Raw genomic sequence first — 25,602 nt, 5'->3', positions numbered from 1 at the left:
GGTCCATCCTGCCCTACCAGGCCCGATCGAGTCCTGCATGTTGAGTGATCCAGGTATGCATGACGATCCCGGCGGCGACCCCGGCGTTGATACTCCGGGTGGAGCCGAACTGCGCGATGGAGACCGTCATCATCGACCCCGTCTTGGCGTCGTCCGTGATACCGGGCCCCTCCTGCCCGAAGATCAACAGGCAGGCGCGGGGCAGCGTCGTCTCCTCCAGCCGCACCGAGCCGGGCACGTTGTCCACGGCCACGGGGGTCAGGCCGGCACCCTCGGCGAAGGCCAGCAACTCGGCGGTGGTGGCGTGGTGCATGAGTCGCTGATAGCGGTCGGTCACCATGGCGCCGCGGCGATTCCACCGTCGCCGGCCGACGATGTGCACGGTGTCCACGGCAAACGCGTTCGCGGTGCGGACCACCGCGCCGATGTTGGCGTCGTTGCCGAAGTTCTCGATCGCGATGTGCAGCGGGTGCCGGCGCTGATCGATGTCGGCGATGATCGCCTCACGTGTCCAGTACCGGTAGGCATCGACGACGTTGCGAGTATCGCCCTCGCGCAACAACTCCGGGTCATAGCGCGGATCGTCGGGCAGCTCGCCCGGCCACGGGCCAACGCCGGGCCCGGTTCCCCACTCGGTGGGGCCTGGCACGTCGGCCTGATCGGCGACGTGATCACTCACGCGAAATCCACACCGCCGCATGGGTTCCCACCACGGTAACGGTGGCGTACAGCAACGCCTGGTTGATATCACCCTGCGTGCACAGCGAGGCGCGGGTCGAGATCGCGCCCAGCTTGGAGTCCGGCAGCACCAGCAGCGTGGCACCGTAGATGTCACACATGTGCGACAGGCCGGGCGGCGGCAGGGTCGGCGCCACCGCGATCATCAGCGGGCCGCCCCGCTTGGCGGAGTCCGTTTTGTATCGGCTTGCCAGGCCGCCGATTTCGAGGCCGAGCAGCATATAGCCCTTGCCGGTGAACGCCGTCGGATCTCCCAGCGCCGCGGGGATCAACTGCCCACCGTCGGCCCGGAAGCCGTCGACACTGGTCGCCTTCAGGGTCAGTCCGGTGTCGGACTCATTGGTCGGCGTCAGGCCCACCGGGTACGCCGCGCCGTAGGCCACGGTGGTGTCCTTGATGCGGTCGGCCGGCGAGTACAGGTAGACGCCGCGCACCTGCGACTGGTCGCGCATCGGGCCCAAACAGACCGTGCCGGTTACCTTGTCGGGGTTCTGGACCACCGCCGGATTGATCTTCAGGTTGGGAACGCCGTCGCAGCCACCGATCACGTTCGACTCGAGAGGGTGCGCCAGCGCGCCGTACAGACCGAAGCGCAGCGTCTCGGGCTTGGCGTGTTCACCGCCGGCCTTCGCGGCGGCCATGTCGACATCGACCAACACCTGGTCGTCTTGGAAGCGCAGGTTGGAGACGGACACGTTCCAGCCCAGCAGCGACTGCGATTCGCCGATTTTCGCACTGGGGGCACCGTAGATGCTGTTGTCGGCGGAACCGCCACCCGAACAAGCGACCAGCACACCGGCCAGCAGCACAGTCAGCAGCCGCGAGGCCAACGTGCGAACAGACATGCGGCTCAGGTTAGCCGGACGACCTCAGCGCTGATAATTGGGCGCGGGACGGCCGTTGCGGGCCGGAGCGAACTGCGTGTAGCGACCGATGTCGGCGCGGCCGGGAGCCTGGTTGCTGCGGCCGGCGGGCAGTTCGTTCTGACGCATCGGGCCGGCGCTGAGCGGGCGGCTCGGCGAACCGCTACGACGGGCGACGGCCTGGCCGGCGACGCTGTTCTGGCCGGACGGCACCGGCGGCAGCACCCGCAGCAGGTCATTGAACTGACGGACGGTACGCAGACCCTCATCCCATTGCGCGCGGGTGCTGGTGATCGGCATGGACACCAGGGTCCAGTTCTGCTCGTTCCACATGATCTCGGCGCAATCCGGGGCGGTGTGCGAGAACGTCACCATGCGGCGGTCGCAGGCGCGCCGGGCGGCATCGAGGTTGGTGGAGTAGACCATGCGGGGTCCGATGGCACCGAGGAGCCAGATGTCGTTTTCCCGCGGTTCCGGGATGTCCTTCAGCCGGACGTCCACCGCGACGTTGGTGCCGACCTTGCGGTGCAGGGCGATGACGGTGGCCACGTCGTCGAGGTCGAAGATGAACACGGCCTCACCGCGGATCTGACCGAGCACGACGTTGCGGGCGTGTACGTTCTCGCCGACGGTCGACATGATGCCGCGGCTCCACCGCTTGACCAGGTCGGGAGTCTCGTGTTCGTAGTCGAACCCGTGTGACTTGGCCCAGGACTTGCGGCGCCGGCCGAGGCCACGTCGACGGTCGATGTCGACGTACAGCAGCACTGCCGCACCCACGAAGCAGAGCGCGGAAAGCGTGAACCAGAGCGGGACCATCGGGCCAAGCCTACTGGTTGCTACCCGGATTGCTCGAACTCGAATTGGTAACAAGCTGGTCACATGCTATTTGAGGTACGCCACGATCGCGTTTGTGAGCCCCCGTCGGGCCATGTCGAGATCGGTATACGTGCCGAGCTGACGCTCCGAGGCGATACCGCGCATGGCGCCGGGGATGAAGGCGGCCACCTCGCGCACCCGCTCGGGGTCCACGTCCAGGTCCGCGAAGGCCTGTTGGCAGGTCTGCAGCCAACTCCGCCCCCATGACGAGAGCTCCGCGGCCGTCTTCGGATAGAGCCGTTCCAGTTCGGCATGATCCCGCGGGAGCGCCGCCCGCAGATTCTCGATGGCCCGCGAGTCGCCGACGGTCAGGCCGTCGTACAGCAGGTCGATGATGGTCGCAACGCGTTGCCGCAGCGTAGCGCCGCTGTCGTGGTGGCTCAGCATGCCTGCGCGACGCTCGGCGGTGCGGCGGAGAACCGCGGCCCAGAAGCCGTCAATGTCGCCGAACTGGTACTTCACCGCACCCCAGGTGGCACCGATCTCCTTGGCGATCCGGTTGGCCGATACGGCGCCCGGGTCTCCGGTGGCCAGCGCCTTGCGTGCGGCCTCCAGCATGCTTTCCCGGGTGGCGTCGCCGCGCTTGTTGGTCCGGCGCACGCTCACCTCTGTCATCTTCAGCAGGCTAGCCCCTCGCCCACAGTTTCGCAGAACCCTCTACCAAACCCTTCACAAGTTTCACAGAGCCCCCTACGATTCGGGTCATGGCCAAGCCCACGTTGCCCATGAAACCGACGGGATGGTTCCAGGTCGCCTGGTCGGACGAGGTCGGTGTCGGCGCGGTGCACGCCATGAAGTACTTCGGCGAGGAGATGGTCGCCTGGCGCTCGGAATCCGGCGCGGTCACCGTGATGAACGCCTACTGCGAGCACCTCGGTGCGCACCTCGGCTTCGGCGGTCACGTCGTCGGCGACACGATCCAGTGCCCGTTCCACGGCTGGCAGTGGAACGCCGCCGGCCACAACGTCTGCATCCCGTACCAGGACCGGCCCAACCGCGGCCGGCGGATTCGCACCTACCCCGCGACCGAACGGAACGAGGCCATCTACATCTGGCACGACGTCGAGGGACGCGAGCCGTTCTTCGAGGCGCCCGATGTGTTCGCCTCGTTCCACGACGGCAGCACCGCCGCCGACTACTACCCGCAGCAGCGGCTCTTCCGTGACGCACTCGAGTTGCATCCGCAGTACGTGCTCGAGAACGGCGTCGACTTCGCGCACTTCAAGTTCGTGCACCAGACCCCGATCGTTCCGGTCTTCACCCGCCACGACTTCGCGGCGCCGATCTCGTACGTCGACTTCACCATCACCTTCGAGGGCAGCGACCAACAGTCGATCGACGACGTGCGCAGCGGGGTCGAGGCCATCAACGGCGGTTTGGGCATCGCGGTCACCAAGAGCTGGGGAATGATCGACAACCGCACCATCTCGGCCGTCACCCCCGTCGACGAGTCCACCTCGGACGTGCGGTTCATGGTCTACATCGGGCGGACGCCCGGCAAGGACAGCCCGCGAGCCGCTGAGCGTGCTGCCGCGTTCGGCGACGAGGTGATCCGGCAGTTCACCCAGGACATCCACATCTGGTCGCACCAGCGCTACTCCGATCCGCCGGCGCTGGCCACCGCCGAATACGAAGGCTTCACCGCAATCCGCAAGTGGGCCATGCAGTTCTATCCCGAAAGGTCGAACGAAGATGTCTCCTGAGTCAACGCCGGCGATCCGCGTCTTCCAGGTGGCGACCGGCAACGTCGGCACCGAGATGATCAAACGCATCGGCAAGCGCTCCGACCTCGAACTGGTCGGGTTGCATTGTTACACAACGGAAAAGGTCGGGCGCGACGCCGGTGAGATCGCCGGCATCGGGCCCATCGGCGTCATCGCCACGGGGTCGGTCGACGAGATCATCGCCGCCAAACCCGACGTGCTGACCTTCCACGGCGTCTTCCCCGACGAAGATCTCTACGTGAAAGTCCTTGAAGCCGGGATCAATATCGTCACGACGGCCGACTGGATCACGGGCTGGCATCGCGACACCAACCATCCCCACCCTTCCGGAAGGCCGGTCAGCCAGGTCCTGGCGGAAGCGGCCGCACGTGGTGGTTCTACGTTCTACGGCACCGGCATGAACCCGGGCGTCAACCAGATCCTGGGCGTGGTGTGTTCGGCCGATGTCGCCGAGATCGAGAACGTCACCACCATCGAATCCGTCGACGTGTCCTGCCACCACAGCAAGGACACCTGGATCGAGGTGGGATACGGCCTGCCCGTTGATGATCCGTCGATCCCGGCGAAGCTGGAGAAGTACACCCGGGTGTTCGCCGACAGTGTGCTGATGATGGCCGACTGCTTCGGGCTCGAACTCGACGAGGTGAAGTTCAGCTACGAACTCGGGGCCTGCACCAAGGATGTCGACCTCGGCTGGTACACGCTGCCCAAAGGCTCGCTGGGCGGCAACTACATCAAGTACCAGGGCATGGTCGACGGCGTGCCGCGCATCGAGACCCACCTGGAATGGCAGATGACACCGCACACCGAGCCGAACTGGAACATCAAGGGCTGCTACATCACCCAGATCAAGGGCGATCCGTGCGTCTACAACAAGCACATGATCTACCCGAAACCCGGTGTGGACCTGTCCAATCCGAACAACTTCGCCTCGATCGGCATGACGGTGACCGGGCTGCCCGCACTCAACGCCATCGCCTCGGTGGTCAAGGCGCCGCCCGGACTGCTGACGAGCGCCGACGTGCCGCTGCGCGGATTCGCCGGCCGCTTCAACATCTAGCACGGTGATCGTGCACCCGCTGCCTCAGGCGAGAAGTACGTAGCTTCAATCATCAGGCACTGCCTGCCATCCTGATTGAAACCAGGCACCATTTTCGGACCTCAGCGGTCCTTGAGTTCAATCTCCAACGTCAATTGACCGTCCCGATTGAACTCACGTACTTTTCCGTCCGCATCTTGTTGCGGCGATCACGTGAATCCGCCCGTCCCCCATAGTGAAACCCCCTATTTGCAATGAAATAGGGGGTTTCACTTTGGGGGAACAGCTCAGCCGAGCACCAGGCTCTCGCCGTCCGCGCTGAGGTTGACCGGGACGACGTCGCCGTCGTGTACCTGGCCGGCCAGCAGCATCCTGGCCAGCTGGTCGCCGATGGCCTGCTGCACCAACCGGCGCAGCGGACGGGCACCGTAGAGCGGGTCGAAGCCGCGGTCGCCCAGCCACTTCTTGGCCTCCAGCGACACCTCGAGCTGCAGTCGCCGCTGGGCCAGCCGCTTCTGCAGCTGAGCCAGCTGGATGTCGACGATCTGCACCAACTGACTGGGTTCCAGGGCGTCGAACATCAGTACGTCGTCGAGACGGTTGATGAACTCCGGCTTGAACTTTGCCCGCACCGCCGCCATCACCTGCTCCTCGGTGCCACCGGCGCCGAGGTTCGAAGTCAGGATCAGGATGGTGTTGCGGAAGTCGACAGTGCGGCCCTGACCGTCGGTCAGCCGTCCTTCATCGAGCACCTGCAGCAGTACGTCGAACACGTCCGGGTGGGCCTTCTCGATCTCGTCGAACAGCACCACCGTGTACGGGCGTCGCCGCACCGCCTCGGTCAGCTGGCCACCGGCGTCGTAACCGACGTAGCCCGGAGGGGCACCGACCAGACGAGCCACGGAGTGCTTCTCGCCGTACTCGCTCATGTCGATGCGGACCATGGCGCGTTCGTCGTCGAAGAGGAAGTCCGCCAACGCCTTCGCGAGCTCCGTCTTACCGACACCGGTCGGTCCGAGGAACATGAACGACCCCGTGGGACGGTTCGGGTCGGCCACACCGGCACGGGCGCGACGGACCGCATCACTGACGGCCTGCACCGCGCTCTTCTGGCCGATAACCCTCTTGCCCAGCTCCTCTTCCATGCGCAGCAGCTTGGCGGTCTCACCTTCCATCATTCGGCCGGCCGGGATGCCGGTCCACGCCGACACCACGTCCGCGATGTCGTCGGGGCTGACCTCTTCCTTGAGCATGACGTTCTCGCGGGCTTCGGCAACCGGGAGCGCGGCGTCGAGTTGCTTCTCGACCGCCGGAATCCGGCCGTACCGCAGCTCGGCAGCCTTGGCCAGGTCACCGTCGCGCTCGGCCCTGTCGGCCTCACCGCGCAAGGTCTCCAGCTGTTCCTTGAACTCGCGGACGATGTCGATGGCGTTCTTCTCGTTCTGCCACCGCGTCGTCAGCTCAGCCAGCTTCTCCTTGTAGTCGGCCAGCTCCGAACGCAGTTTCTCCAGCCGCTCCTTCGAGGCGTCGTCCTCTTCCTTGGACAGCGCCATCTCCTCGATCTCGAGGCGACGGACCAACCGCTCGACCTCGTCGATCTCGACGGGCCGGGAGTCGATCTCCATGCGCAGGCGGGAAGCGGCCTCGTCGACGAGGTCGATGGCCTTGTCCGGGAGGAACCGGCTGGTGATGTAGCGGTCAGACAACGTGGCAGCCGCCACCAGCGCCGAGTCGGTGATGCGCACACCGTGGTGTACCTCGTAGCGTTCCTTGAGGCCGCGCAGGATGCCGACGGTGTCGTCGACCGACGGCTCGCCGACCAGCACCTGCTGGAACCGGCGCTCGAGGGCGGCGTCCTTCTCGATGTACTTGCGGTACTCGTCGAGCGTGGTGGCACCGACCAGGCGCAGCTCGCCACGGGCCAGCATCGGCTTGATCATGTTGCCGGCGTCCATGGCGGACTCGCCGGTCGCGCCGGCACCCACGATGGTGTGCAACTCGTCGATGAAGGTGATGACCTGCCCCGCCGAGTTCTTGATGTCGTCGAGGACGGCCTTGAGCCGCTCCTCGAATTCACCGCGATACTTGGCGCCGGCCACCATGGACCCCATGTCCAGGGAGACGACCGTCTTGTCTCGCAGGCTCTCCGGCACGTCGCCGGCCACGATGCGCTGGGCCAGGCCCTCGACGATCGCGGTCTTGCCGACGCCGGGCTCACCGATCAGCACGGGGTTGTTCTTCGTGCGCCGCGACAGGACCTGGACGACGCGACGAATCTCGTTGTCGCGGCCGATGACCGGGTCGAGCTTGCCTTCCCTCGCGCGGGCGGTCAGGTCGGTGGAGTACTTCTCCAGCGCCTGGTAGGTGCCCTCGGGATCGGGGTTGGTGACGCGAGCACTGCCTCGGACCTTCACGAAGGCGTCCCGCAGCGTCTGCGGCGCGGCACCATGGTTGACCAGGATCTTGGCGACATCGGAGTCGCCGCTGGCCAGGCCGTACAGCAAGTGCTCGGTGGAGACGTATTCGTCGTCCATCTCGGTGGCCAGATGCTGGGCAGCCGTCAGGGCTGCGACCGACTCACGAGACAGTTGCGGCGTCGAGTTGGCACCACTGGCGCTCGGCAGCTGGTCGATCAGCCGCTGCGCTTCGGCCCGGATGGTCGCGGGTTCGACGCCGACGGCCTCCAGCAGCGGTGCGGCGATGCCGTCGTTCTGCGTCAGCAGGGCCATCAACAGGTGCGCCGGACGGATCTCCGGGTTTCCGGCGGCAGTCGCCGCCTGCAACGCTGAGGTCAGCGCCGCCTGAGTCTTCGTGGTCGGGTTGAACGAGTCCACGACACCTCCCTTTAGTGTTGAGAAAATGCTTGTCGGTCAGTTCAACGCAGTCAATGTTGAGTCTGTTCCGCTCAAGTCTAGGAAATTTCGACCACTTTTCAAAACAGCCACAAGTCCTTTTCCAGGCTGCCCGAATGCCCTTTCCGGCACAGGCATACTTGTCGCGACCGCGAAGGGGTGCAGCGAATGACCGATTGGGTTTCGGTATTGACCGAACTGATTCCTCTGGCATTGGTGATCGCCCTGTCGCCACTGTCGATCATTCCCGCAGTGCTGGTGCTGCAATCCCCCCACGCCCGAATTACCGGTCTGACTTTTCTCGCCGGATGGCTCGTAGCCATCGCCGTGCTCACCGGGGTGTTCGTCCAGCTCTCCGGTCTGATGCCCGAGGCCGGCCAGCCGTCGACCACGGCGTCGTGGGTGCGCATCGTGATCGGCGTCCTACTGGTTGCCTTCGGCATCTACCGCTGGGCCAACCGCAAGCACGACGCGCAGGAGCCGGCCTGGATGCGGAAGCTGACCAGCGTCACCCCGGCCCGGGGTTTCGTGACCGCCGCGGTACTCGCGGTGGTGAACCCCAAGGTGCTGTTCATGTGTGTCGCCGCCGGCCTGGCCATCAGCACCGATGAACTCCCCCGCGCGGCCACCTGGGCGTCGGTGCTGTATTTCGCGGTGGTGGCAGGCAGCTCGGTCGCCATCCCCGTCCTGACCTACGCGGCCGCCGGCGAGCGACTGGACCCGGCCATGGCCCGGCTCGGCGCCTGGCTGCACCGCCAGCATGCAGTGCTGGTCGCCGGAATTCTGATCGTCATCGGACTCCTGGTCGCATACAAGGGCCTTAGCCACCTGTAGCTGGTCAGGCGGGTTACCGTTAACCATGTCCGAATCCGACTTCGGCGATTTCGAGTTCGAGCGGAAGTTCCTCGTCCGCGATCTGCCCGCCGTCACCGCGTCCGACCCGAGTCCTGCCCTGATCGTGCAGGCATACCTGTTCGCGTCGGACGGGTATGCCGTCCGGGTGCGGGTCCAGGGTCCCGCGCCGGCCGATCTGAGCAATCCGCCGATCGACCTCATCGACGCCATCGGCAGCGACTCGCTCGGCACCATGACCGCCAAAGGACCGGCAGCCGGTGGCACCCGCTACGAGGCCGAGCGTGAACTCGATCCGCTGGTGGCCGGCGAAATCATCCGTCGCGCCGACCATGTCGTGACCAAGGTGCGGTATTCGGTGTGGCTCGGCGAGGACGGCTGGATCGTCGACCGGTTCCTGGGCGGCAATGCCCCACTGCTGCTGGCCGAGGTGGAACGCGGCGGACCGGTGGTCGATCTGGCGATCCCGATGTTCTGCGTCACCGAGGTGTCCGAAGACGACCGGTTCCGGAACGAGTACCTGGCCCACCAGCCGTACGGGACATGGGCTGACGCACACCGGCGCGAACTCGATCTGCTGGGCCCCACCTTCGTCAGCACGTTGGGGCAGAACCACTTCGACACCACGTCACCGACGCCCGATGGGACTTGACGACCGCGAAGCCCTGATGACGGTGCGCGCCGCGGTCGCCCCTGCCCGCGGCGGGGACGGCGTGATCAGTCGCTTCTACGCCCGCTGGTTCGCCACCGACCTGGCGGCGCGGGATCTCTTTCCACCCGACCTGACCGCCCAGCGCACCGCATTCGGTCAGGCGCTGTTCTGGGTGCTCGGCGAATTCATCGACCAGCGGGCCGAAGAACCCGTGGCGTTCCTGGCTCAGCTCGGCCGCGACCACCGCAAATACGGTGTGACACCTCAGCATTACGTAGCACTGCACGACGCGTTGCTGGCGACCCTGCGGGCGGAGCTCGGTGACCGCTGGGACGCCCGCGTCGCCGAAGCCACCACGCACGCCGTCGACCTCATCGTCGGCGTCATGCGCGGCGCCGCCGACTCCGAGCAGACCCCGCCGTATGTCGACGGCACCGTTGTCGAGCACCTGCGGGTGGCGCGCGACGTGTCGGTGGTGCGGCTGCAACTGGACCAGGCGCTCTCGTACCACGCCGGCCAGTACGTCGCGGTGCAGGTGCCGCAATGGCCGCGGCGCTGGCGGCACCTGAGTCCGTCCATGCCCGCCGATGCCACTGGCGCCATCGAGTTCCACATCCGGTCGGTCAGCGGCGGCATGGTGAGCACCGCGATCGTCAACCAGACCATGCCCGGCGACCGCTGGCGACTGTCGAATCCCCATGGTGGAATGAATGTTTCACGCTCCGACGGAGACGTGCTCATGGTCGCCGGCAGCACCGGGCTGGCACCGCTGCGGGCGCTGCTGATGAACTTGTGCCGCGAGGCCGAGAACCCGCGCGTGCACCTGTTCTTCGGCGGCCGCTATCCCTGCGACCTCTACGACCTGCGCACGCTGTGGGAGATCGCGGCCACCAACCCGTGGCTGTCGGTGACGCCGGTGTCCGAGTACTCCACCGACCCGCCGTGGGCCGCCGACTATCCCGATGTCCAACCGCCCCGCGGGCTGCACGTCCGGCAGACCGGGCTGCTCCCCGACGTGGTGACGAGCTACGGCAGCTGGGGCGACCGGCAGATCCTGCTGTGCGGCGGACCGAAGATGGTCGCCGCGACCGAAGCCGCTCTGATTGCCAAAGGCGCTCCGCCAGAACGTATTCAGCACGACCCGTTGGCCCACTGACGCTGGAGGATTCCGATGGCCGAACTCGATACCGTCGTACTGCACGACCCCGAGTCGACGATGACCGCGACGTTCGTGCCCGCCGCCGGGATGATCGGCACGTCGTTTTCCGATGGGGATCTGGAGTTCCTGGGCCAGCGGCGCGGGCTCGACGCCTATCTGACCAACGCCAAGACCATGGGCATCCCGCTGCTGTATCCGTGGGCGAATCGGTTGGGCGCCAACACCTACGACGTCGACGGTGGCGCTGTCACACTGACGCCCGGATCGGGCGGCGTCCGCACCGATGAGCACGGCTCGCCCATGCACGGCATCCTCGCCGCTTACCCGGGCTGGCTGATCACCGAGCAGTCGGTCAATTCAGTCACCGCCGCAGTGGATTTCAGCCGGCCCGGCCTCCTCGCATCATTTCCCTTTCCGCACGTACTGACGCAGCGCGTCACGCTGACCGGGCGGGTATTGACGATCGAGACCAGCGTTCGGCCGTCCGCGTCTGCGGCAGTGCCGCTGTGTTTCGGCTATCACCCGTACCTGACCATTCCCGATGTGCCGCGGGCGGATTGGGTGCTGCAGACGCCGGCCCTACGCCACCTGCCCACGGACGATCGCGGGTTGCCCACGGGCGCTACGGAGGGTTGGGCGGCCCGCTCCGGGCCGCTGGGCGACACCGCCTACGACGACGGTTTCGACCAGGTGCCCGACGGCGCGCAGTTCATTCTCAGCGGCGGTGCCCACCGGATCACGGTGACGTTCGAAACCGGCTACCCCGCCGCCCAACTGTTCGCGCCGCCGGGCGACGCGTTGGTGGCCATCGAGCCCATGGCCGCGCCCACCGACGCCCTGCGCCGCGGCGGCTATCGCCTCGCTTCCCCGAGCCGGCCGGTGACAGCGCGGTTCTCGATCGGAGTTTCCGAAATACCCGCTGGTGCCGCACACTCCTGACGTGACTACGCAAGACCGCCTCGACAGGTGGGAACACCGCGCGGAGTGGCCCCTGGCCGCCGTGGCCGTCCTGTTCCTGGCCGCGTACAGCGTCGACGTCCTGGTCCAGCCGCACGGGCTCGTCGCGCGGCTCGTGTCCCTCTCGACCACGCTCGCGTGGGCGGCGTTCACCGCGGACTACGCGGCACGTCTCTATCTGGCCCCCGACCGCAAGGACTGGTTCTTCCGGCATCTGGTCGACCTGGCCATCGTGCTGCTGCCGCTGCTGCGGCCGCTTCGCCTGCTCCGGCTGGTCGTGCTGGTGGGCGCGCTGCAAAAGGCCATCGGCAACGCCATCCGCGGCAAGGTGATCATCTACACCATCTCCGGTGCCGTGCTGTTGGTGTATGTCGGGGCGCTGGCGGTGTACGAAGCCGAGCGCGGCGCACCCGATGCCCACATCACGAGCTTCGGCCTGGCCGTGTGGTGGGCGATGACCACGATCACCACCGTCGGCTACGGCGACATGTATCCCGTCACCACCACGGGCCGAATCATGGCCAGTCTCATGATGATCGGCGGGATCAGCCTGGTCGGTTCGATCACGGCGACCATCGCGTCGTGGATCGTGCAGAGCGTGTCGGACGACGATCAGAAACAAGACGCCGCCACCGCGGCGCACATCGACCAGCTGCGGGGCGAGATTGCCGAGTTGCGGGAGTTGGTGCGCAGCAACGTAAGTGAATCAGCCACCGCCAACTGAGCGGCGTCAGTCAAGGCTGGCCGAGCAGCGCATCTACCGTCGGGGAAATCTGGTCGGCCAGCTTCTCCGCGGCCCCCGCACTGAGGTGATCGGTGTCGTAGAAGTTCAAGACCTCGGCGCTCTGTGCCCTACACATGAGCTCATCACAGATCACCTTGGCCGGGTCGATCACCCGTGACCGGTTTCCGAGCCCGGCATGCAGCTTGTGAAACCACTCGGGAGTGCCGCCCCAGTACCGTTGTTCGATGCTCATCGGGACGTCGCAGGTGAATGTCCGCCACCGCCTCGTCTCGCATTCGGGCCCCGGCCTCTCCAGCTCTGGCGATACGCCGACCAGGTCGACACCCACCTGCGCCTGGTCCAATCGCGCCAGCAGCGCCGGCGTGCCGGCCGTCACCAAAGGCTCGCTGTCCGCGGCCAGAACTTGCGATTCATGTGCCAGGCTGGGAAACAGTTCGCGCTGACCCAGGTAGATCGGCCAGCGCCCGGCGATGATGACGCGGACGTCCCTTCGGGCCTTGACCGCGTCGAGGACCCACTCCAGCGCAACGTTGTTGTGCTGTTCGCATAGCTCAAGACGGGTCCGCTCCAATCCATAAGGAATGGCCGGCAACTTGGCGGCACGCGGCAGGTAGGGCGGGCAGGTACCCCGGGCCATCGCAACCACATTGACCGGCCGGCCGTGCACCGCCTTCACCACACCCGGAAGCAGTGCCTGCGCATACGAATCGCCCCACACCACCACCGACGGCCGAGCCGGATCGAAACCAGGCAGCGGGCACACCTCGTATTCGGGTTTCTGAACCAGTGCGGTGTCGTGGATGCACTCGGCGGGAAATGCGGTGTCATGCTTCGCGTGCGCGACAGTCGGCCAGTTGTGCGCTTTCGCCAGCTGGTCGGCGAACAATTCCGACCCGAGTGCCAACGCACATGTAGCAGCGATGGCCAACAGTCCGGTCAGCACTGTCCTGCGGCCCGCCGGAGCGCGAAAGCGCGGCTCCCAGTATCGGTAGCTGGCAAAGGCCAGCACCAGTGCGAAACCTACGACGATCACCCGCAGCCATACCGGTGGTTCCCTGAGATACCACGTCGCGATGATCGACAGCAGCGGCCAGTGCCACAGGTACCACCCGTAGGAGAGCTTCCCGATGCCGACGACTGGCGCGGACAGCAGATATCGCCCACCGGGATCCTCTGCGGTGACGTGGGCCCAGATCATCCCCGCCGTCGCGACAGTCGGAATCAGCGCCCAGGCGCCGGGGAACCCGTATACCGGCAAACCCAAAACGATCACGCCGACCAAAGCGCCGGCCGACATCAGCCAGACGAACCGCCGCATGACTACGGAGCCCGCAGGAGGTCTGACCACCGCCAGGAGCGCGCCGATGCCGAGTTCGTAGGCTCGCCCGAAGGGCAGATAGAACGTTTGAGTGGGTGCGAAGCGCCCGAGCACTACTGCAGAGACCAGAGAAGCTGCGCAGACCAGCAGGATCAAAACGATCATCACGCGCCGCCTGTCACGGCCCTGCCGGCGCACGAGGTAACCGGTGACCACGAAAAGCAAAGGGACGCCGAGATAGAACTGCTCCTCGACCGCCAGCGACCAGGTGTGCAGAAAGACATTGGGTAGGTATGTCGGGACGAAGTAGTCTCCGAGAAACAGGCTGAAATAGAAGTTCGACGTCGACGTGGCCGCTGCGATTCCACTCTTGGCGACGGCCTGCTGTTCCCCGACGGGGTTGAACACCAGCATCCCGAGCAGGATGACGACCACGATCATCAGCAATGCAGCCGGAGCGAGCCGACGGAATCGGCGCCCGTAGAACTCCCACCAACTGACCGATCCGGCCCTGTTCTGCTCGGCGGTGAGGCTGCGAAGAATCACGAAGCCCGAAATCACGAAGAAGACGTCAACGCCGGCGAAACCGCCGGCAAAGCCAGGGACTCCCGCGTGAAACGCCACGACGGCGACGACGGCGATCGCACGCAGCGCGTCGATATCCCGGCGATACGACGACGTCGTCAACCCGGCATTCGAAGTCCCGAAAACGGCCGTTGACGTCGGCTCGACCACCGGCATAGCCTCGCTTCGCGGTATCGCGGGCCGCACCGGGCCGCACAAATTACTTGGGCGTTAATTAATCGCAGCGACAATATCGACAGCGTGCGTCGGCCGCAACCGAGTCAGCCGATAGGCCGGATTTCCACGCCTGGGCGTTCTTTGTCGGCGCTACCGCTCCTGGCCGACAGCTGGTCGTCGCCCGATTCCCGTACCGCCGCGGCCACCGTCAGTGGCGGAAGGTCGCCGGCAGTCAGAGCCCGCCGGGCCCGGACTCCGGTGACGACGATCCAGCCCAGGGTCGCCACCGTGAGGATCGGATAGATCAGTCCGGCCCAGGCCTCGTACCAGGGGCGGCTGATCTCCCAGCGATTCGTCTGCAGAGTCGCGAGCGCGTTGGGCACGGCGGTGACCGCCACGGTCAGCCACACCCACCACAGCGCCCGCGCACCCGGCTTGTCGCGCCACGGCCCGTGTAGTAGCCAGACCAACAGCGGCACCACCAGCACCCAATGGGCAGTCCACGACACCGGCGAGGCGAGCAGCTCGAACAGGACGACAACCAGCAGCGACCCGAGCCGATCACGACGCTGGGGATATAAGCCCAGCGCCCACCACGCCGCAACGGCCAGCGCGGCGGTCAACGCGACAACCACAATCCATTGCACACCCATGCCGGGGTCATATCCCAGCACGCGAGCGATGCCCCCGCGCCAGGACTGGTTGTAGACGTTGCCGATGGTGAAGAGCCTGTCCTTGCCGATCCAGTCGGTGAAGAAGTACCGAACCCTGTCTCCGGCAACAAGATACGAGACGCCGAGCGTCGCGAAGAACACCACCGCCGAGAACGCCGCGGCCGCCCAGCGCCGCATCCCGACGAAGTACAGGCCGGTGATCGCCGGGGTCAGCTTGACGCCCGCGCCCAGTCCGACGAGCAGGCCCGACACCCACCAGCGCGAGCTATATGCCGCCGCCATGACCATCAGCAAGAGAAAGACGCCGACGGTCGCGTGCTTGATGTTGCCGACGATCGGTTCGAACCACAGCGCAGCGGCGGTCCACAGCATCGCGGTGCGCTTGTTGTCGGCGTCGATCATCTTCTGACTGATCCGGACGATGGCGTACAGCGCGGCGACGATACCCACCCGCCAGGCGAGCGCGACCAGCCCAAAGGGCAGCAGATGCAGCGGGTAGAACACCATGGCCGCGAACGGCGGGTAGACGAACGGCATCGTCTCGTTGTGTGCCGGATCGAGATAGGCCGCGTCATACAGCGTGGCCGGATGGTCCAGCGCCGCGCCGCCGGCCACGTAGATATGGAAGTCGATGGGGTCGGTCATGCTGCTGACCACCACCGACACCACGGCGCTGATCAATAGCACCAGCGGAGCCAGCGACTGCCAGCGCCGCGTTCCCCAGCCTGTTAAGGCGCCCATGTATCCCCCACGCGTCGACGTTCGTCGCGTCTAGATTAGATACAAGAGCGCCTTGTTGCAGTACTTTGGGCGCCGATAGTTATTGCCCCACAAGACAATTCAAAACTAGCAAATTATGGCAAACATATTTGCGGGGCTCAGCTGGGAAACCCGGAATTCGAGCAATGTCCGGAGGTCTGCTTACTTAATTCCGGGGTCGGCCGCCACCGCTACGCGACGACCCGTCACCACCATCCAGCCCAGCGTCGCCATAGCCACAATGACGTAGATCGAGCCGGCCCACGCCTGGTACCACGGTCGGCTGAACTGCCACAAGCCAGGCTCGGCGAGCGCCAGCAGACTGGGAACGCTGACGAACGTCACCCCGACCCATACCCACCCGAGTACCCGAGCGCCCGGTTTGTCGCGCCACACGCCCGTAAACAGCCAGATGATCAACGGCACCAACCAGATCCAGTGGTGCACCCAGGAAATCGGTGACGCGAGCAGCCCGAAAATTTCGACGACCAACAACGAGCCCAACCGGTCGCGCGTCTGCGCACCCGCGCCCAGCGCCTGCCATGCCAGCACGGCCAACACAGCCGTGACGGCGAGCACCGACAGGACCAGCGGCCCGTGCCCAGCGTCATACCCCAGAATCCTGGAGATGACACCACTCCAGGATTGGTTGATAGCCGTGCCGACCGGGACCGCAAACTTGCCGATCAGACCAGTGAAGTAGAAGCGCGTCTCACTCGGCACCAGAAGCACCGACAGACCGACCGTGGCAGTGAATACCACCGCCGAAGTCACGGCTACTGCCCAGCGGCGCATCCCGACGAAGTAGAAGCCGGAGATCGCCGGGGTCAGCTTCACGCCCGTGGCCAACCCAACCAGCAGACCCGACACCCACCATCTGCTGCTGTACGCCGCGTACATCACAGCGAGGGTCAGGAAAACCCCGAGCTGCCCCATGTTCAAGCAAACCCGCACCGGCTCGAGCCAGATGACACCCGCAGTCCACAGCATCGCCTCTTGACGTGTGCCATTGCCCACCAGAAGCTGCGCCATTCGCACGATCCCGTACGTCGCAGCCAGAATTCCCAACTGCCACAACAGCCCTGCGACTGCGAACGGCAGAAAGTTCAGTGGGTAGAACAGCATCGCGGCGAACGGCGGATAGATGAACGGCAACGGCTCAGTCGGTGACTGACCCGCCATCGGCGACTGGCCGGAATAGACCAGCGAATACAGTGTGTTGGGGTGCTCCAGCGCTGCGCCACCCAGGAGGTAGACGTGCAAGTCGACCAAATTGGGCGGGCTCGGGATCGTCACGGCGAGCAGAACTACGGCACTGACAATCAACAGCGCCGGTGCCAGACGCTGGCGGCGGTCGGTTAGCGGCGCGACGTCAAGCAGTGCTGCCATGATGTAGGACGTCTCCCCCGGGCTGAATATTTCGGCCTGCTTATTTGCCAGATATTGATCTGGGCAAAGAATAAGGGGATGAGCACCCTGCGGCCAAACCGACCGCCAGTTTGCTGGGTTACTTGCTTCCGCGCCGCGGCTGCCACAGCACCAGTGCGGTGCTGGGCTTGCGGACGCGTTCGAGTTCGGCCGTCACTTCGGACAGCCGGGCCTGCAGCGCCTCGACCTGATTGGTCAGCTCGATGATGCGCTTGATGCCGGCCAGGTTGACGCCCTCGTCCTGGGACAGCCGCTGCACCTCGCGCAGCAGGTCGACGTCGTGCTGCGAATAACGTCGGCCTCCGCCCGAGGTCCGCTGGGGGCTGACCAGGCCGAGCCGGTCGTATGTCCGCAACGTCTGTGCGTGCATACCGGCCAGCTCGGCGGCCACCGAAATCAGGAAGGTACGGGCTTCCTCAGTCTTTCGTCGTGCACTCACTGTGTCCTCGGTTCTTCGCGCAAGCGCTCATCACAGGGACCCGGCCCAGCCGGCCCGCGGATCAAATCCACTGGCCCGCTCCGCCTTTGCGTACGCCTCCAACGCCTCGGCCGCTTCGCCTTCGAGGTTCGGCGGCACGGCCACCTTCACCGTGACCAGCAGGTCGCCATGGCCACCGGCACTGCCGCGCTTGGGCACACCGCGCCCACGCACCCGCAAGATGCGTCCGTCGGACGTACCCTTCGGCACGCGCACACCGACCTTGCCTTCCAGCGTCGGCACGGAAAGCGTTGTCCCCAAAGCCAACTCGTGGAAGCTCACCGGAACGGTGACGGTCAGGTCATCACCGTCACGACCGAACACCTTGTCGGGCCGGACGTGCACGGTGACGTACAGGTCGCCCGAGGGCGCCCCGCGCAGACCCGCTTCACCTTGCCCCGCGAGCCGGATGCGCTGACCGTCGGTCACACCCGGAGGGATGCGCACGTTGATGGTGCGCGTCCGGGTGGAGACGCCGGTGCCTTTGCACTCGTCACACGGGTGCTCGATGATCGACCCGCTGCCTCGGCACTCGGTGCACGGCTCCGAGAAGCCGAACGCACCCTGATTGCGGTTGATGACGCCGGCGCCGTTGCAGTTGGGACACACTTTCGGACTGGTGCCCGGGCGCGCGCCGCTGCCGTGGCAGTTGGTGCAAGGTGCCGGGCTGGTCAGGCGCAGCGGCATCGCCACGCCCTTGGTCGCTTCGAGGAAGCTCAGCTCGGTTTCGGTTTCCAGGTCGTTGCCGCGGCGCGGCCGGCTGGGGCGCGGCTGCTGCGCACCCCGGCCGAACAGGCCGCCGAACAGGTCACCGATGTTGGCGCCGCCGGTCTGCCCGGCCTGGTCGAACAGGTCGCCCAGGTTGAACTCCGACGTGTCGCCGCCGAAACCTCCGAAGCCGCCACCGCCACCACCGCCGCCGAAGCGACGGCCGAATCCACCGCTGGCGAAAAGCCTTCGGGTTTCGTCGTATTCGGCACGCTTGGCGTCGTCGGTGAGAACTTCCTTGGCCTCGGTCGCTGCCTTGTAGCGTTCCTCGGCTGCCGGGTTGTTCGGGTTGCGGTCCGGATGGTTGTCGGCCAGCACCTTGCGCGCGGCGCGCTTGATCTCATCCTTCGTGGCGTCAGAGGTGACGCCGAGTTCCTTGTAAAAGTCCTTCTCGACCCATTCACGTTGAGCCATGTCGCGTCACCTCCTCAGCGTCGCTCGGTTACTCGTTTGATTCTGGTTTCTGTTCGGTCGCAGCGGTGGCATTGGTGGGCGTGTCGGGCGTATCAGCGGCGGGTTCGGCGTCGACGACACCGACCATCGCATGCCGCAGCACCTGCTCCCCGAGCTTGTAGCCGGGACGCATGACGGTCCCCAACACCGGGTTGGAGCCGTCGCCCTCGTGCTGAACGGCCTCGTGGAGCGACGGGTCGAACTCGTCACCCTCGGCGCCGAACGACGTCAGACCGAGGCTCTCCAGCGCACCGGAAAGCTTGTCCGCCACCGACTTCAGCGGGCCGGCCTCCAGATCACCGTGGGCGCGAGCCCGCTCGAGATCGTCGAGCACCGGCAAGAACTGCTGCACGACAATGGCTTTGGCGCGCTCCGCCGCAGCCTGTTCCTGGCGGATGGCCCGCTTGCGGTAGTTGTCGTACTCGGCCTTGAGCCGCTGCAGGTCTGCCTTGAGCTCGGCGGCTTCGTCGGACACCGGAGACCCGGCGGCCTCAGCGGAGGCCGGGGCCCCCGGCGCCGACCCCTCAGGGGCCGACGCCGGAGCGCCCTCACGCTTTTCGCCGGTTTCCGGATCGATGCGCCGCTTGTCGGTGATGGTCACCGGCTCGTGCGAATCGTCCTGGCTCACTTGTTCTCCTGATCGTCCTCGACAACCTCGGCGTCCACGACGTTGTCATCGGCAGCGCCGCCCGCAGCGGCACCCGCGGCTCCACCGCCGGCGGCCTGCTCAGCCTGAGTGGCCTCGTAGATCGCCTGGCCCAGGGCCTGGCTCTCGACACCCAGCTTCTCCATGGCCGTCTTGATGGCGGCGATGTCGGTGCCGGCGAGTGCGGTCTTGGCCTCGGCGATGGCACCGTCGACCTTGGTCAAGGTGTCCTCGGGGACCTTCGAGCCGCCCTCGGCTTCACGCTGGTCCTTGACGAACTTCTCCGTCTGGTAGACCAGCGACTCGGCCTGGTTGCGGACGTCGGCCTCTTCGCGACGCTTCTTGTCCTCTTCGGCGTGCGCCTCGGCGTCCTTGATCATCCGGTCGATCTCCTCCTGGGACAGGCCGGAGCCCTCCTGGATCTTGATCGTGTTTTCCTTGCCGGTGCCCTTGTCCTTGGCGGTGACGTGCACGATGCCGTTGACGTCGATGTCGAAGGTGACCTCGATCTGCGGCACGCCACGCGGGGCCGGCGGGATGCCGGTCAGCTCGAAGCTGCCGAGCAGCTTGTTGTGCGCAGCGATCTCGCGCTCGCCCTGGAAGACCTGAATCTGCACCGACGGCTGGTTGTCGTCGGCCGTGGTGAAGGTCTCGGACCGCTTGGTCGGGATGGTGGTGTTGCGCTCGATCAGCTTGGTCATCACGCCACCCTTGGTCTCGATACCGAGGGACAGCGGGGTGACGTCAAGCAGCAGAACGTCTTTCACCTCACCCTTGAGCACACCGGCCTGCAGCGCGGCACCGACGGCCACGACCTCGTCCGGGTTGACGCCCTTGTTGGGCTCCTTGCCACCGGTCAGTTCCTTGACCAGTTCGGTCACGGCGGGCATACGGGTCGAGCCACCGACGAGGACCACGTGGTCGATGTCGGAGACCGAGATGCCGGCGTCCTTGATGACCTGCTGGAACGGCTTGCGGGTGCGGTCGAGCAGATCCTGGGTGATGCGCTGGAACTCCGAACGGGTCAGCTGCTCGTCGAGGAACAGCGGGTTCTTGTCCGCATCGACCGTGATGTACGGCAGGTTGATCGACGTGCTCTGGCTCGAGCTCAGCTCGATCTTCGCCTTCTCCGCAGCCTCACGCAGACGCTGCATCGCCATCTTGTCCTTGGTCAGGTCAATGCCGCTGGTGCCCTTGAACTTCTCCACCAGCCAGTCGACGATGCGCTGGTCCCAGTCGTCACCACCGAGGTGGTTGTCACCGGAGGTCGCCTTGACCTCGACGACGCCCTCGCCGATTTCCAGCAGCGAGACGTCGAAGGTGCCGCCACCGAGGTCGAAGACCAGGATGGTCTGTTCCTTCTCGCCCTTGTCCAGGCCGTAGGCCAGGGCGGCCGCGGTCGGCTCATTGACGATGCGGAGCACGTTCAGGCCGGCGATCTGGCCGGCTTCCTTGGTGGCCTGACGCTGGGCGTCGTTGAAGTAGGCCGGGACGGTGATCACGGCGTCGGTGATGTCCTCACCGAGGTATGCCTCCGCGTCGCGCTTCAGCTTCTGCAGCGTGCGCGCGCTGATCTCCTGAGAGGTGTAGTTCTTGCCATCGATCTCGACAGTCCAGTCGGTGCCGATGTGCCGCTTCACCGAACGGATGGTCCGGTCGACGTTGGTCACTGCCTGGTTCTTCGCGGGCTGGCCGACCAGCACCTCGCCGTTGCGCGCAAAGGCGACGACCGACGGGGTGGTGCGGGAGCCCTCAGAGTTGGCTACGACGACGGGGTCGCCGCCCTCCAGCACCGAGACGCAAGAGTTGGTGGTCCCGAGGTCGATACCGACCGCACGAGCCATAGTGATGCCTCCTGATAGACATTGTTGGATGATCTGAGCGAACTACGCTCAAGCTTGCTATCAGACGGGGCCGCCTGTCAAGCCGAACTTGAGCCAAGTGCACTCAACTTGTTGTCGCTGAGTCCAACCTGGGCGGTTCGTGATCTATTCCCGATTCCCCAACAATGCCTACCCGACCCTATCCACGCTGGTCAGGCGCCTCCCGCGGCGATCATCGCCCGCACCGAGTCCGGCAGCTCCGCCGTCGACCAGTCCGCCCGCCGGGGCTCCCCGTAGGTGACGGAGAACGGCACGATGCCGGCCCAGGCGGTGGTCTCCTCGTCGGGTTCGGCCATCGGGCCGCAGTTGACCTTGTAGACCCAGTCGCCGTCGGCGATCGGCAGCGAGATGACATTGGTCGCCGCGATCTCCTTCGGCAACATCGCGCGCACCTCGGCGGTACGGCCGGGGATCAGCAACTCGCTGAAGCGCTCGAGCAGGGCTGCCCGATCCACCCGGCGCGCAGGTTGCGCCTCGCCGTACAGCACCGCGGACCGGTAATGCACCGACGAGTCAAAAGTGCTGTGCGCCAACACAAGTGCATCCATCGCCGTCACACAGAAGGCGGCCTGCCTCCCCGCGCCATTGACGCCCAGCGTGCCCGCGCCGGTCGAACCGTGGATGAGAATCCGATCCTCATGACGGACGTACAAAGTCGGCACCGCAAGGGGCCGGACCGTGCCGTTCGGACGTGCCACGTCGCCGACGTTCAGCACGCCCCACCACTGCTCATCGAGAAACTCCTCGAGGGCGGCGCGCGCCGTCGACTGTCGGCCGTACTTACGGGTGACCTTTTCCATGCTTCAAGATCACCATCAATGCGGCCTCGTCTGAATAGCCAGAAATGATGTTCTGTCCAGGCCAGTATTCTATCGAGATGGCCCGTCACACCCGGCTGGTGCATCTACCTCTCGACAGCACCGACCTCAGCGGCAGGTCGATCGCGAGTCAGCTCGTGGCCTTGATTGCTGCCGGGCAGGTCGGCGACGGGGACTGGCTGCCGTCCACCCGCGCGCTGGCCCACGACCTCGGGGCCTCACGAACGATGGTCGCGGCCGCCTACGACGAGCTGGTCGCCGCCGGATTTCTCGAAGGCGTGCCCGGTGCCGGCACCCGGACCACCGCCGGCGCCACGGCCGCGGCCCGGGCCGGGCTGTCCAGCCGCGCTCCTCGCCTCGACGACCAAATCGCGGTGCCGAAGCGGGCTGACGCAGCGCACCAGACCGACTCCGCCGTTGACCTTCGCCCCGGCTCCCCTGATACCGCGCTCATCGACATGCGGGCGTGGAACCGTGCATGGCGGGCCGCGGCGGCGTACCGACCGACGACGCTCTCGCCGTGGCAGGACACCGACGGCGCCTTCACCGCCGCCATGTCCCACCACCTCCGCATCAACCGGGGCGTCGACACCGACACTGTTTTCGACATCCCCGGATCAACTGCCGCCGTCCAGACACTGGCTGCGGTCAGTGGCCTCACCCGCTGTTATCTCGAGTCGCCCTGCTACCCCGCCGCGGCGGAGGAATTCGCCCGCGCCGGCTTGGAGCCCATCTTCATCCCCGTCGACCATGACGGGCTGCGCGTCAGCACGCTCGGCGATGAAGCCGGCATTGTCTACACGACACCGGCGCATCAGTACCCACTCGGACACCGACTATCGGTGAACCGGCGAGCCGAACTCGTCGCATGGGCCAAGCGGACCGGGTCGATCGTCATCGAAGACGACTACGACGGCGAGTTCCGCTACGGCGTTGCGCCCCTGCCCGCCATCCGGTCGATTCCCGGCGCCGGGGCACACGTCGCCTACGTCGGCACCGCGTCGAAGATGCTCGCGCCGAGCCTGGGCGCCGCCTGGTTGGTGCCACCCCTGCCCCTGCACGACGCGGTCCAGACCTATCTTCGCGATCACCGGATCGCGGTGTCCACCATCACGCGTATCGCCCTCACCGAACTGATCACCGCTGGGGACCTGCAACGACACCTGGCGAGGGCCGGCCGTGAATATCGTTGCCGCCGCGACATTCTGATCACCGAGCTCGAAGCCCGGTGCCCGAATCTGGAGGTGCTCGGTGTCCAGGCGGGGCTGCACGTCGCCATCCTGCTGCCCGACGGGCACCGCGACCGCGACATTGCCCGACGGCTCAAGGCCGACAGCCTCATCGTCACTCCACTGTCGACGTTCCCCCAGCGGGCCGGCTCCGAGATCAATGGCCTGGCAGTGAATTTCGCGCGCATCAACCGAGCGACCGCGCAGCGCTTCGCCGAGGCCATTGCCGCAGCGCTCACCTAGCGCGCACCATTGGCAGATGAATGCCGACCTGAATACGGCAGTCGACGAGATTGCCCCCGATATCTACCGGATCTCCACCTGGATACCTGGTATCACCGAGCAGGGCTTCACCTTTAATCAGTTCCTGCTGACCGGCGACGAGCCATTCCTCTTCCACTGCGGCCAGCGGCAGCTGTTCCCGCTCGTATCGGACGCCATCAGCCGGGTCATCCCACTACCGACGCTGCGCTGGATCTCCTTCGGGCACCTCGAGGCCGACGAGTGCGGCGCGATGAACCTCCTGCTGGCCTCGGCACCCCATGCCGAGGTCATTCACGGCGGACTGGCGCTGATGCTGTCACTGGTCGACATGTGCGACCGCCCACCCGTCGCCGCCCCGGAAGGCGCGCTGGACGTCGGCGGCCACCGGCTGAGATTCATCGCCACACCGCATGTCCCGCACAACTGGGAGGCCGGGCTGTGGTTCGACGAGACGACCTCCACCCTGCTCGCCGGCGATCTCCTCACCCACACCGGACAGTGCCCGGCGCTCACCGAATCGGATTGCGTGGCACCAGCACTGGAGGCAGAGGCCATCTTCCACGCCACCGGACTCACAACGAACCTCGCACCGACGCTCGAACAGCTCGCCTCCTTGAATCCGTCGACATTGGCCCTGATGCACGGCTCGTCCTTCGCCGGCGACGGTGCGAGTCAGTTGCGAGCCCTCGCCGACGGATACGCCGCGCTAGCGGGCGCCGCCTAGAACGGGGCGGGTTGGTCCCAGTCTTCTTCTGCGGCGAGGGCTTGTTCGAGTTCGAGGTGGCGGCGCCATTCCTCTGTGGCGACGCGTTCCTCATTGATCATCCGGGCTTCGTTGATGAGTTCCTGGCGTTCTTGGGCTCGGGTGCGTTTGCGTTTGGGCATGCAGTACCCGCGGCCCGGTGTACGCACCGGCTCCTGATTGAATTCGGGCGGGCCACTCGGTGTGGCCAGTTGTGGGTACCAGTGCGCGCCTTCGGGTTTGGTGATGTACGTGTGCCCGGTGGGGGCGGTCCACACCACCGTCCCGTCTGGGAATTGTTGATCGCGCCAGTTGTGGAAAGTTTTCAACAAATGATGAAACCGGCATAGGGCTTTGAGGTTGGAAGGATGGGTCGGCCCTGCCGGGTAGGGCACGGTGTGGTCGATGTCGCACGCTTGCGCCGGCCGGTCACAGTCCGGGAAGCGGCAGGTCAGATCGCGGCAGCGCACGAACTCGGCCAGCTTCGCCGAGGGCCGGTAGCGCGGCTCGGCTGCATCCGGCGGGACGCCCACCTGCCGCACCGTCGCACCGTCGGCGAGACGAGCGACCTGCTCGGCCGGGATCTGCCCATATCCGGGCAGGAATCCCGGCGCACCGCCGTCGAGGGTGTCGGGGCCGGCGAGCACGTGGATCACCGCGCGGGTCCCGACGGTCGGGCCCGGCAGTTCCGCAGCCCCGGCCGCGGGGCAGTCGGCCCGTGCGCATTGGCAGTGCAGCCGGTCGCCGCGGGCGAGCGCGTCGATGGCGGCAGCACGCCGCTGATCATGGGACCGCCCGTCGTTGCGGCATACCCCGCGTGCCAAGTCGTCCAGGACCGCGTCGAGCACCGCGGCGGTCGCCGCATCCACTGTTCCGCAGACACTGGCGCAACCCGGGCCGCAAGCACGAATGTCGAGGTAACGGGCTTGTGACGGGGGCCG

At 66.1% G+C, this 25,602-nt stretch carries 23 protein-coding genes; 9 read left to right on the top strand and 14 right to left on the bottom strand.

Annotation, left to right across the window (positions count from 1 at the left end; all coding sequences use genetic code 11):
- Nucleotides 1-13: 13 nt before the first annotated feature.
- The 4 genes from AC3WTE_RS02930 to AC3WTE_RS02915 all read right to left on the bottom strand — a co-directional run bounded on the left by AC3WTE_RS02930 (nucleotide 14) and on the right by AC3WTE_RS02915 (nucleotide 3,095).
- The gene (locus AC3WTE_RS02930; protein WP_492435531.1) at nucleotides 14-700 is read right to left on the bottom strand and encodes a TrmH family RNA methyltransferase; all 687 of its coding nucleotides are present in this window, start codon (nucleotides 698-700) and stop codon (nucleotides 14-16) included.
- Nucleotides 672-1,583 (bottom strand): hypothetical protein, encoded by a 912-nt coding sequence (locus AC3WTE_RS02925; RefSeq protein WP_459368074.1) that lies wholly within the window; start codon nucleotides 1,581-1,583, stop codon nucleotides 672-674. The genes AC3WTE_RS02930 and AC3WTE_RS02925 overlap by 29 nt, the downstream gene beginning before the upstream one ends.
- 24 nt (nucleotides 1,584-1,607) lie before the next feature.
- Nucleotides 1,608-2,420, bottom strand: coding sequence for a trehalose monomycolate transport factor TtfA (ttfA, locus tag AC3WTE_RS02920; protein WP_020098707.1), 813 nt, complete (start codon nucleotides 2,418-2,420; stop codon nucleotides 1,608-1,610).
- A 66-nt stretch (nucleotides 2,421-2,486) separates the two neighbouring features.
- Nucleotides 2,487-3,095 carry a TetR/AcrR family transcriptional regulator gene (locus AC3WTE_RS02915; protein ID WP_492435529.1) on the bottom strand — a complete coding sequence of 203 codons (609 nt, stop codon included), beginning with the start codon at nucleotides 3,093-3,095 and terminating at the stop codon, nucleotides 2,487-2,489.
- An 89-nt stretch (nucleotides 3,096-3,184) separates the two neighbouring features.
- Between AC3WTE_RS02915 and AC3WTE_RS02910 the strand changes: the two genes are divergently transcribed.
- Nucleotides 3,185-4,183: a 3-ketosteroid-9-alpha-monooxygenase, oxygenase component gene (locus AC3WTE_RS02910; RefSeq protein WP_492435527.1), complete on the top strand. Its 999-nt coding sequence runs from the start codon at nucleotides 3,185-3,187 to the stop codon at nucleotides 4,181-4,183.
- On the top strand, nucleotides 4,173-5,264 hold the full coding sequence (locus AC3WTE_RS02905) for an NAD(P)H-dependent amine dehydrogenase family protein (protein WP_492435525.1): 1,092 nt from the start codon (nucleotides 4,173-4,175) through the stop codon (nucleotides 5,262-5,264). Before AC3WTE_RS02910 ends, AC3WTE_RS02905 begins: the two co-directional genes overlap by 11 nt.
- A gap of 266 nt (nucleotides 5,265-5,530) precedes the next feature.
- On the opposite strand, the gene clpB is transcribed toward AC3WTE_RS02905, so the two are convergent.
- Nucleotides 5,531-8,077, bottom strand: a complete 2,547-nt coding sequence (gene clpB / locus AC3WTE_RS02900; protein WP_492435524.1) for an ATP-dependent chaperone ClpB — start codon at nucleotides 8,075-8,077, stop codon at nucleotides 5,531-5,533.
- 186 nt (nucleotides 8,078-8,263) lie between these two features.
- On the opposite strand from clpB, the gene AC3WTE_RS02895 reads away from it, so the two are divergent.
- From AC3WTE_RS02895 to AC3WTE_RS02875, 5 genes are read left to right on the top strand one after another with little or no spacing between them, the layout of a single operon-like run.
- Nucleotides 8,264-8,929: a GAP family protein gene (locus tag AC3WTE_RS02895; protein ID WP_492435522.1), complete on the top strand. Its 666-nt coding sequence runs from the start codon at nucleotides 8,264-8,266 to the stop codon at nucleotides 8,927-8,929.
- Nucleotides 8,930-8,954: 25 nt separating this feature from the next.
- Nucleotides 8,955-9,599, top strand: coding sequence for a CYTH domain-containing protein (locus tag AC3WTE_RS02890; protein WP_492435521.1), 645 nt, complete (start codon nucleotides 8,955-8,957; stop codon nucleotides 9,597-9,599).
- Nucleotides 9,589-10,755, top strand: coding sequence for an FAD-binding oxidoreductase (locus AC3WTE_RS02885; RefSeq protein ID WP_492435519.1), 1,167 nt, complete (start codon nucleotides 9,589-9,591; stop codon nucleotides 10,753-10,755). The genes AC3WTE_RS02890 and AC3WTE_RS02885 overlap by 11 nt, the downstream gene beginning before the upstream one ends.
- 15 nt (nucleotides 10,756-10,770) lie before the next feature.
- The gene (locus AC3WTE_RS02880) at nucleotides 10,771-11,697 is read left to right on the top strand and encodes an aldose 1-epimerase (protein WP_492435518.1); all 927 of its coding nucleotides are present in this window, start codon (nucleotides 10,771-10,773) and stop codon (nucleotides 11,695-11,697) included.
- 1 nt (nucleotide 11,698) lies between these two features.
- Nucleotides 11,699-12,439: a potassium channel family protein gene (locus AC3WTE_RS02875; RefSeq protein ID WP_492435516.1), complete on the top strand. Its 741-nt coding sequence runs from the start codon at nucleotides 11,699-11,701 to the stop codon at nucleotides 12,437-12,439.
- A 10-nt stretch (nucleotides 12,440-12,449) separates the two neighbouring features.
- Here the strand turns inward: AC3WTE_RS02875 and AC3WTE_RS02870 are convergent, their stop codons facing one another.
- From AC3WTE_RS02870 to AC3WTE_RS02835, 8 genes are all read right to left on the bottom strand, one after another.
- Nucleotides 12,450-14,465: an acyltransferase family protein gene (locus tag AC3WTE_RS02870; RefSeq protein ID WP_492435515.1), complete on the bottom strand. Its 2,016-nt coding sequence runs from the start codon at nucleotides 14,463-14,465 to the stop codon at nucleotides 12,450-12,452.
- 158 nt (nucleotides 14,466-14,623) lie between these two features.
- Complete coding sequence (locus AC3WTE_RS02865) at nucleotides 14,624-15,934, bottom strand: mannosyltransferase (protein ID WP_492435514.1); 1,311 nt, start codon at nucleotides 15,932-15,934, stop codon at nucleotides 14,624-14,626.
- Nucleotides 15,935-16,114: 180 nt separating this feature from the next.
- Nucleotides 16,115-17,341, bottom strand: coding sequence for a mannosyltransferase (locus tag AC3WTE_RS02860; RefSeq protein ID WP_492435513.1), 1,227 nt, complete (start codon nucleotides 17,339-17,341; stop codon nucleotides 16,115-16,117).
- Between the two features lie 118 nt (nucleotides 17,342-17,459).
- On the bottom strand, nucleotides 17,460-17,819 hold the full coding sequence (locus AC3WTE_RS02855; protein ID WP_138228395.1) for a heat shock protein transcriptional repressor HspR: 360 nt from the start codon (nucleotides 17,817-17,819) through the stop codon (nucleotides 17,460-17,462).
- A gap of 30 nt (nucleotides 17,820-17,849) precedes the next feature.
- Nucleotides 17,850-19,040: a molecular chaperone DnaJ gene (dnaJ, locus tag AC3WTE_RS02850; RefSeq protein ID WP_492435512.1), complete on the bottom strand. Its 1,191-nt coding sequence runs from the start codon at nucleotides 19,038-19,040 to the stop codon at nucleotides 17,850-17,852.
- A 28-nt stretch (nucleotides 19,041-19,068) separates the two neighbouring features.
- On the bottom strand, nucleotides 19,069-19,707 hold the full coding sequence (gene grpE / locus AC3WTE_RS02845) for a nucleotide exchange factor GrpE (RefSeq protein ID WP_492435511.1): 639 nt from the start codon (nucleotides 19,705-19,707) through the stop codon (nucleotides 19,069-19,071).
- Entirely contained in the window at nucleotides 19,704-21,569 is a 1,866-nt protein-coding gene (dnaK, locus tag AC3WTE_RS02840; protein WP_492435510.1) for a molecular chaperone DnaK, read from the bottom strand. The genes grpE and dnaK overlap by 4 nt, the downstream gene beginning before the upstream one ends.
- A 191-nt stretch (nucleotides 21,570-21,760) precedes the next feature.
- Complete coding sequence (locus AC3WTE_RS02835) at nucleotides 21,761-22,408, bottom strand: pyridoxamine 5'-phosphate oxidase family protein (RefSeq protein ID WP_492435508.1); 648 nt, start codon at nucleotides 22,406-22,408, stop codon at nucleotides 21,761-21,763.
- Between the two features lie 77 nt (nucleotides 22,409-22,485).
- On the opposite strand from AC3WTE_RS02835, the gene AC3WTE_RS02830 reads away from it, so the two are divergent.
- The gene (locus AC3WTE_RS02830; RefSeq protein ID WP_492435507.1) at nucleotides 22,486-23,898 is read left to right on the top strand and encodes an aminotransferase-like domain-containing protein; all 1,413 of its coding nucleotides are present in this window, start codon (nucleotides 22,486-22,488) and stop codon (nucleotides 23,896-23,898) included.
- A gap of 28 nt (nucleotides 23,899-23,926) precedes the next feature.
- Nucleotides 23,927-24,643 carry an oxygen-binding di-iron domain-containing protein gene (locus AC3WTE_RS02825; RefSeq protein ID WP_492436257.1) on the top strand — a complete coding sequence of 239 codons (717 nt, stop codon included), beginning with the start codon at nucleotides 23,927-23,929 and terminating at the stop codon, nucleotides 24,641-24,643.
- Here AC3WTE_RS02825 and AC3WTE_RS02820 read toward each other — a convergent pair.
- A partial coding sequence (locus AC3WTE_RS02820) for an HNH endonuclease signature motif containing protein (RefSeq protein WP_492435505.1) occupies nucleotides 24,640-25,602 on the bottom strand: 963 nt, incomplete at its 5' end. The genes AC3WTE_RS02825 and AC3WTE_RS02820 overlap by 4 nt on opposite strands.

The organism is Mycobacterium sp. FW102-FHT13B02 (genome assembly GCF_058790275.1).
Note: the sequence above shows the minus strand (reverse complement) of the source record. Positions and strands in the feature narration are given on the sequence as shown.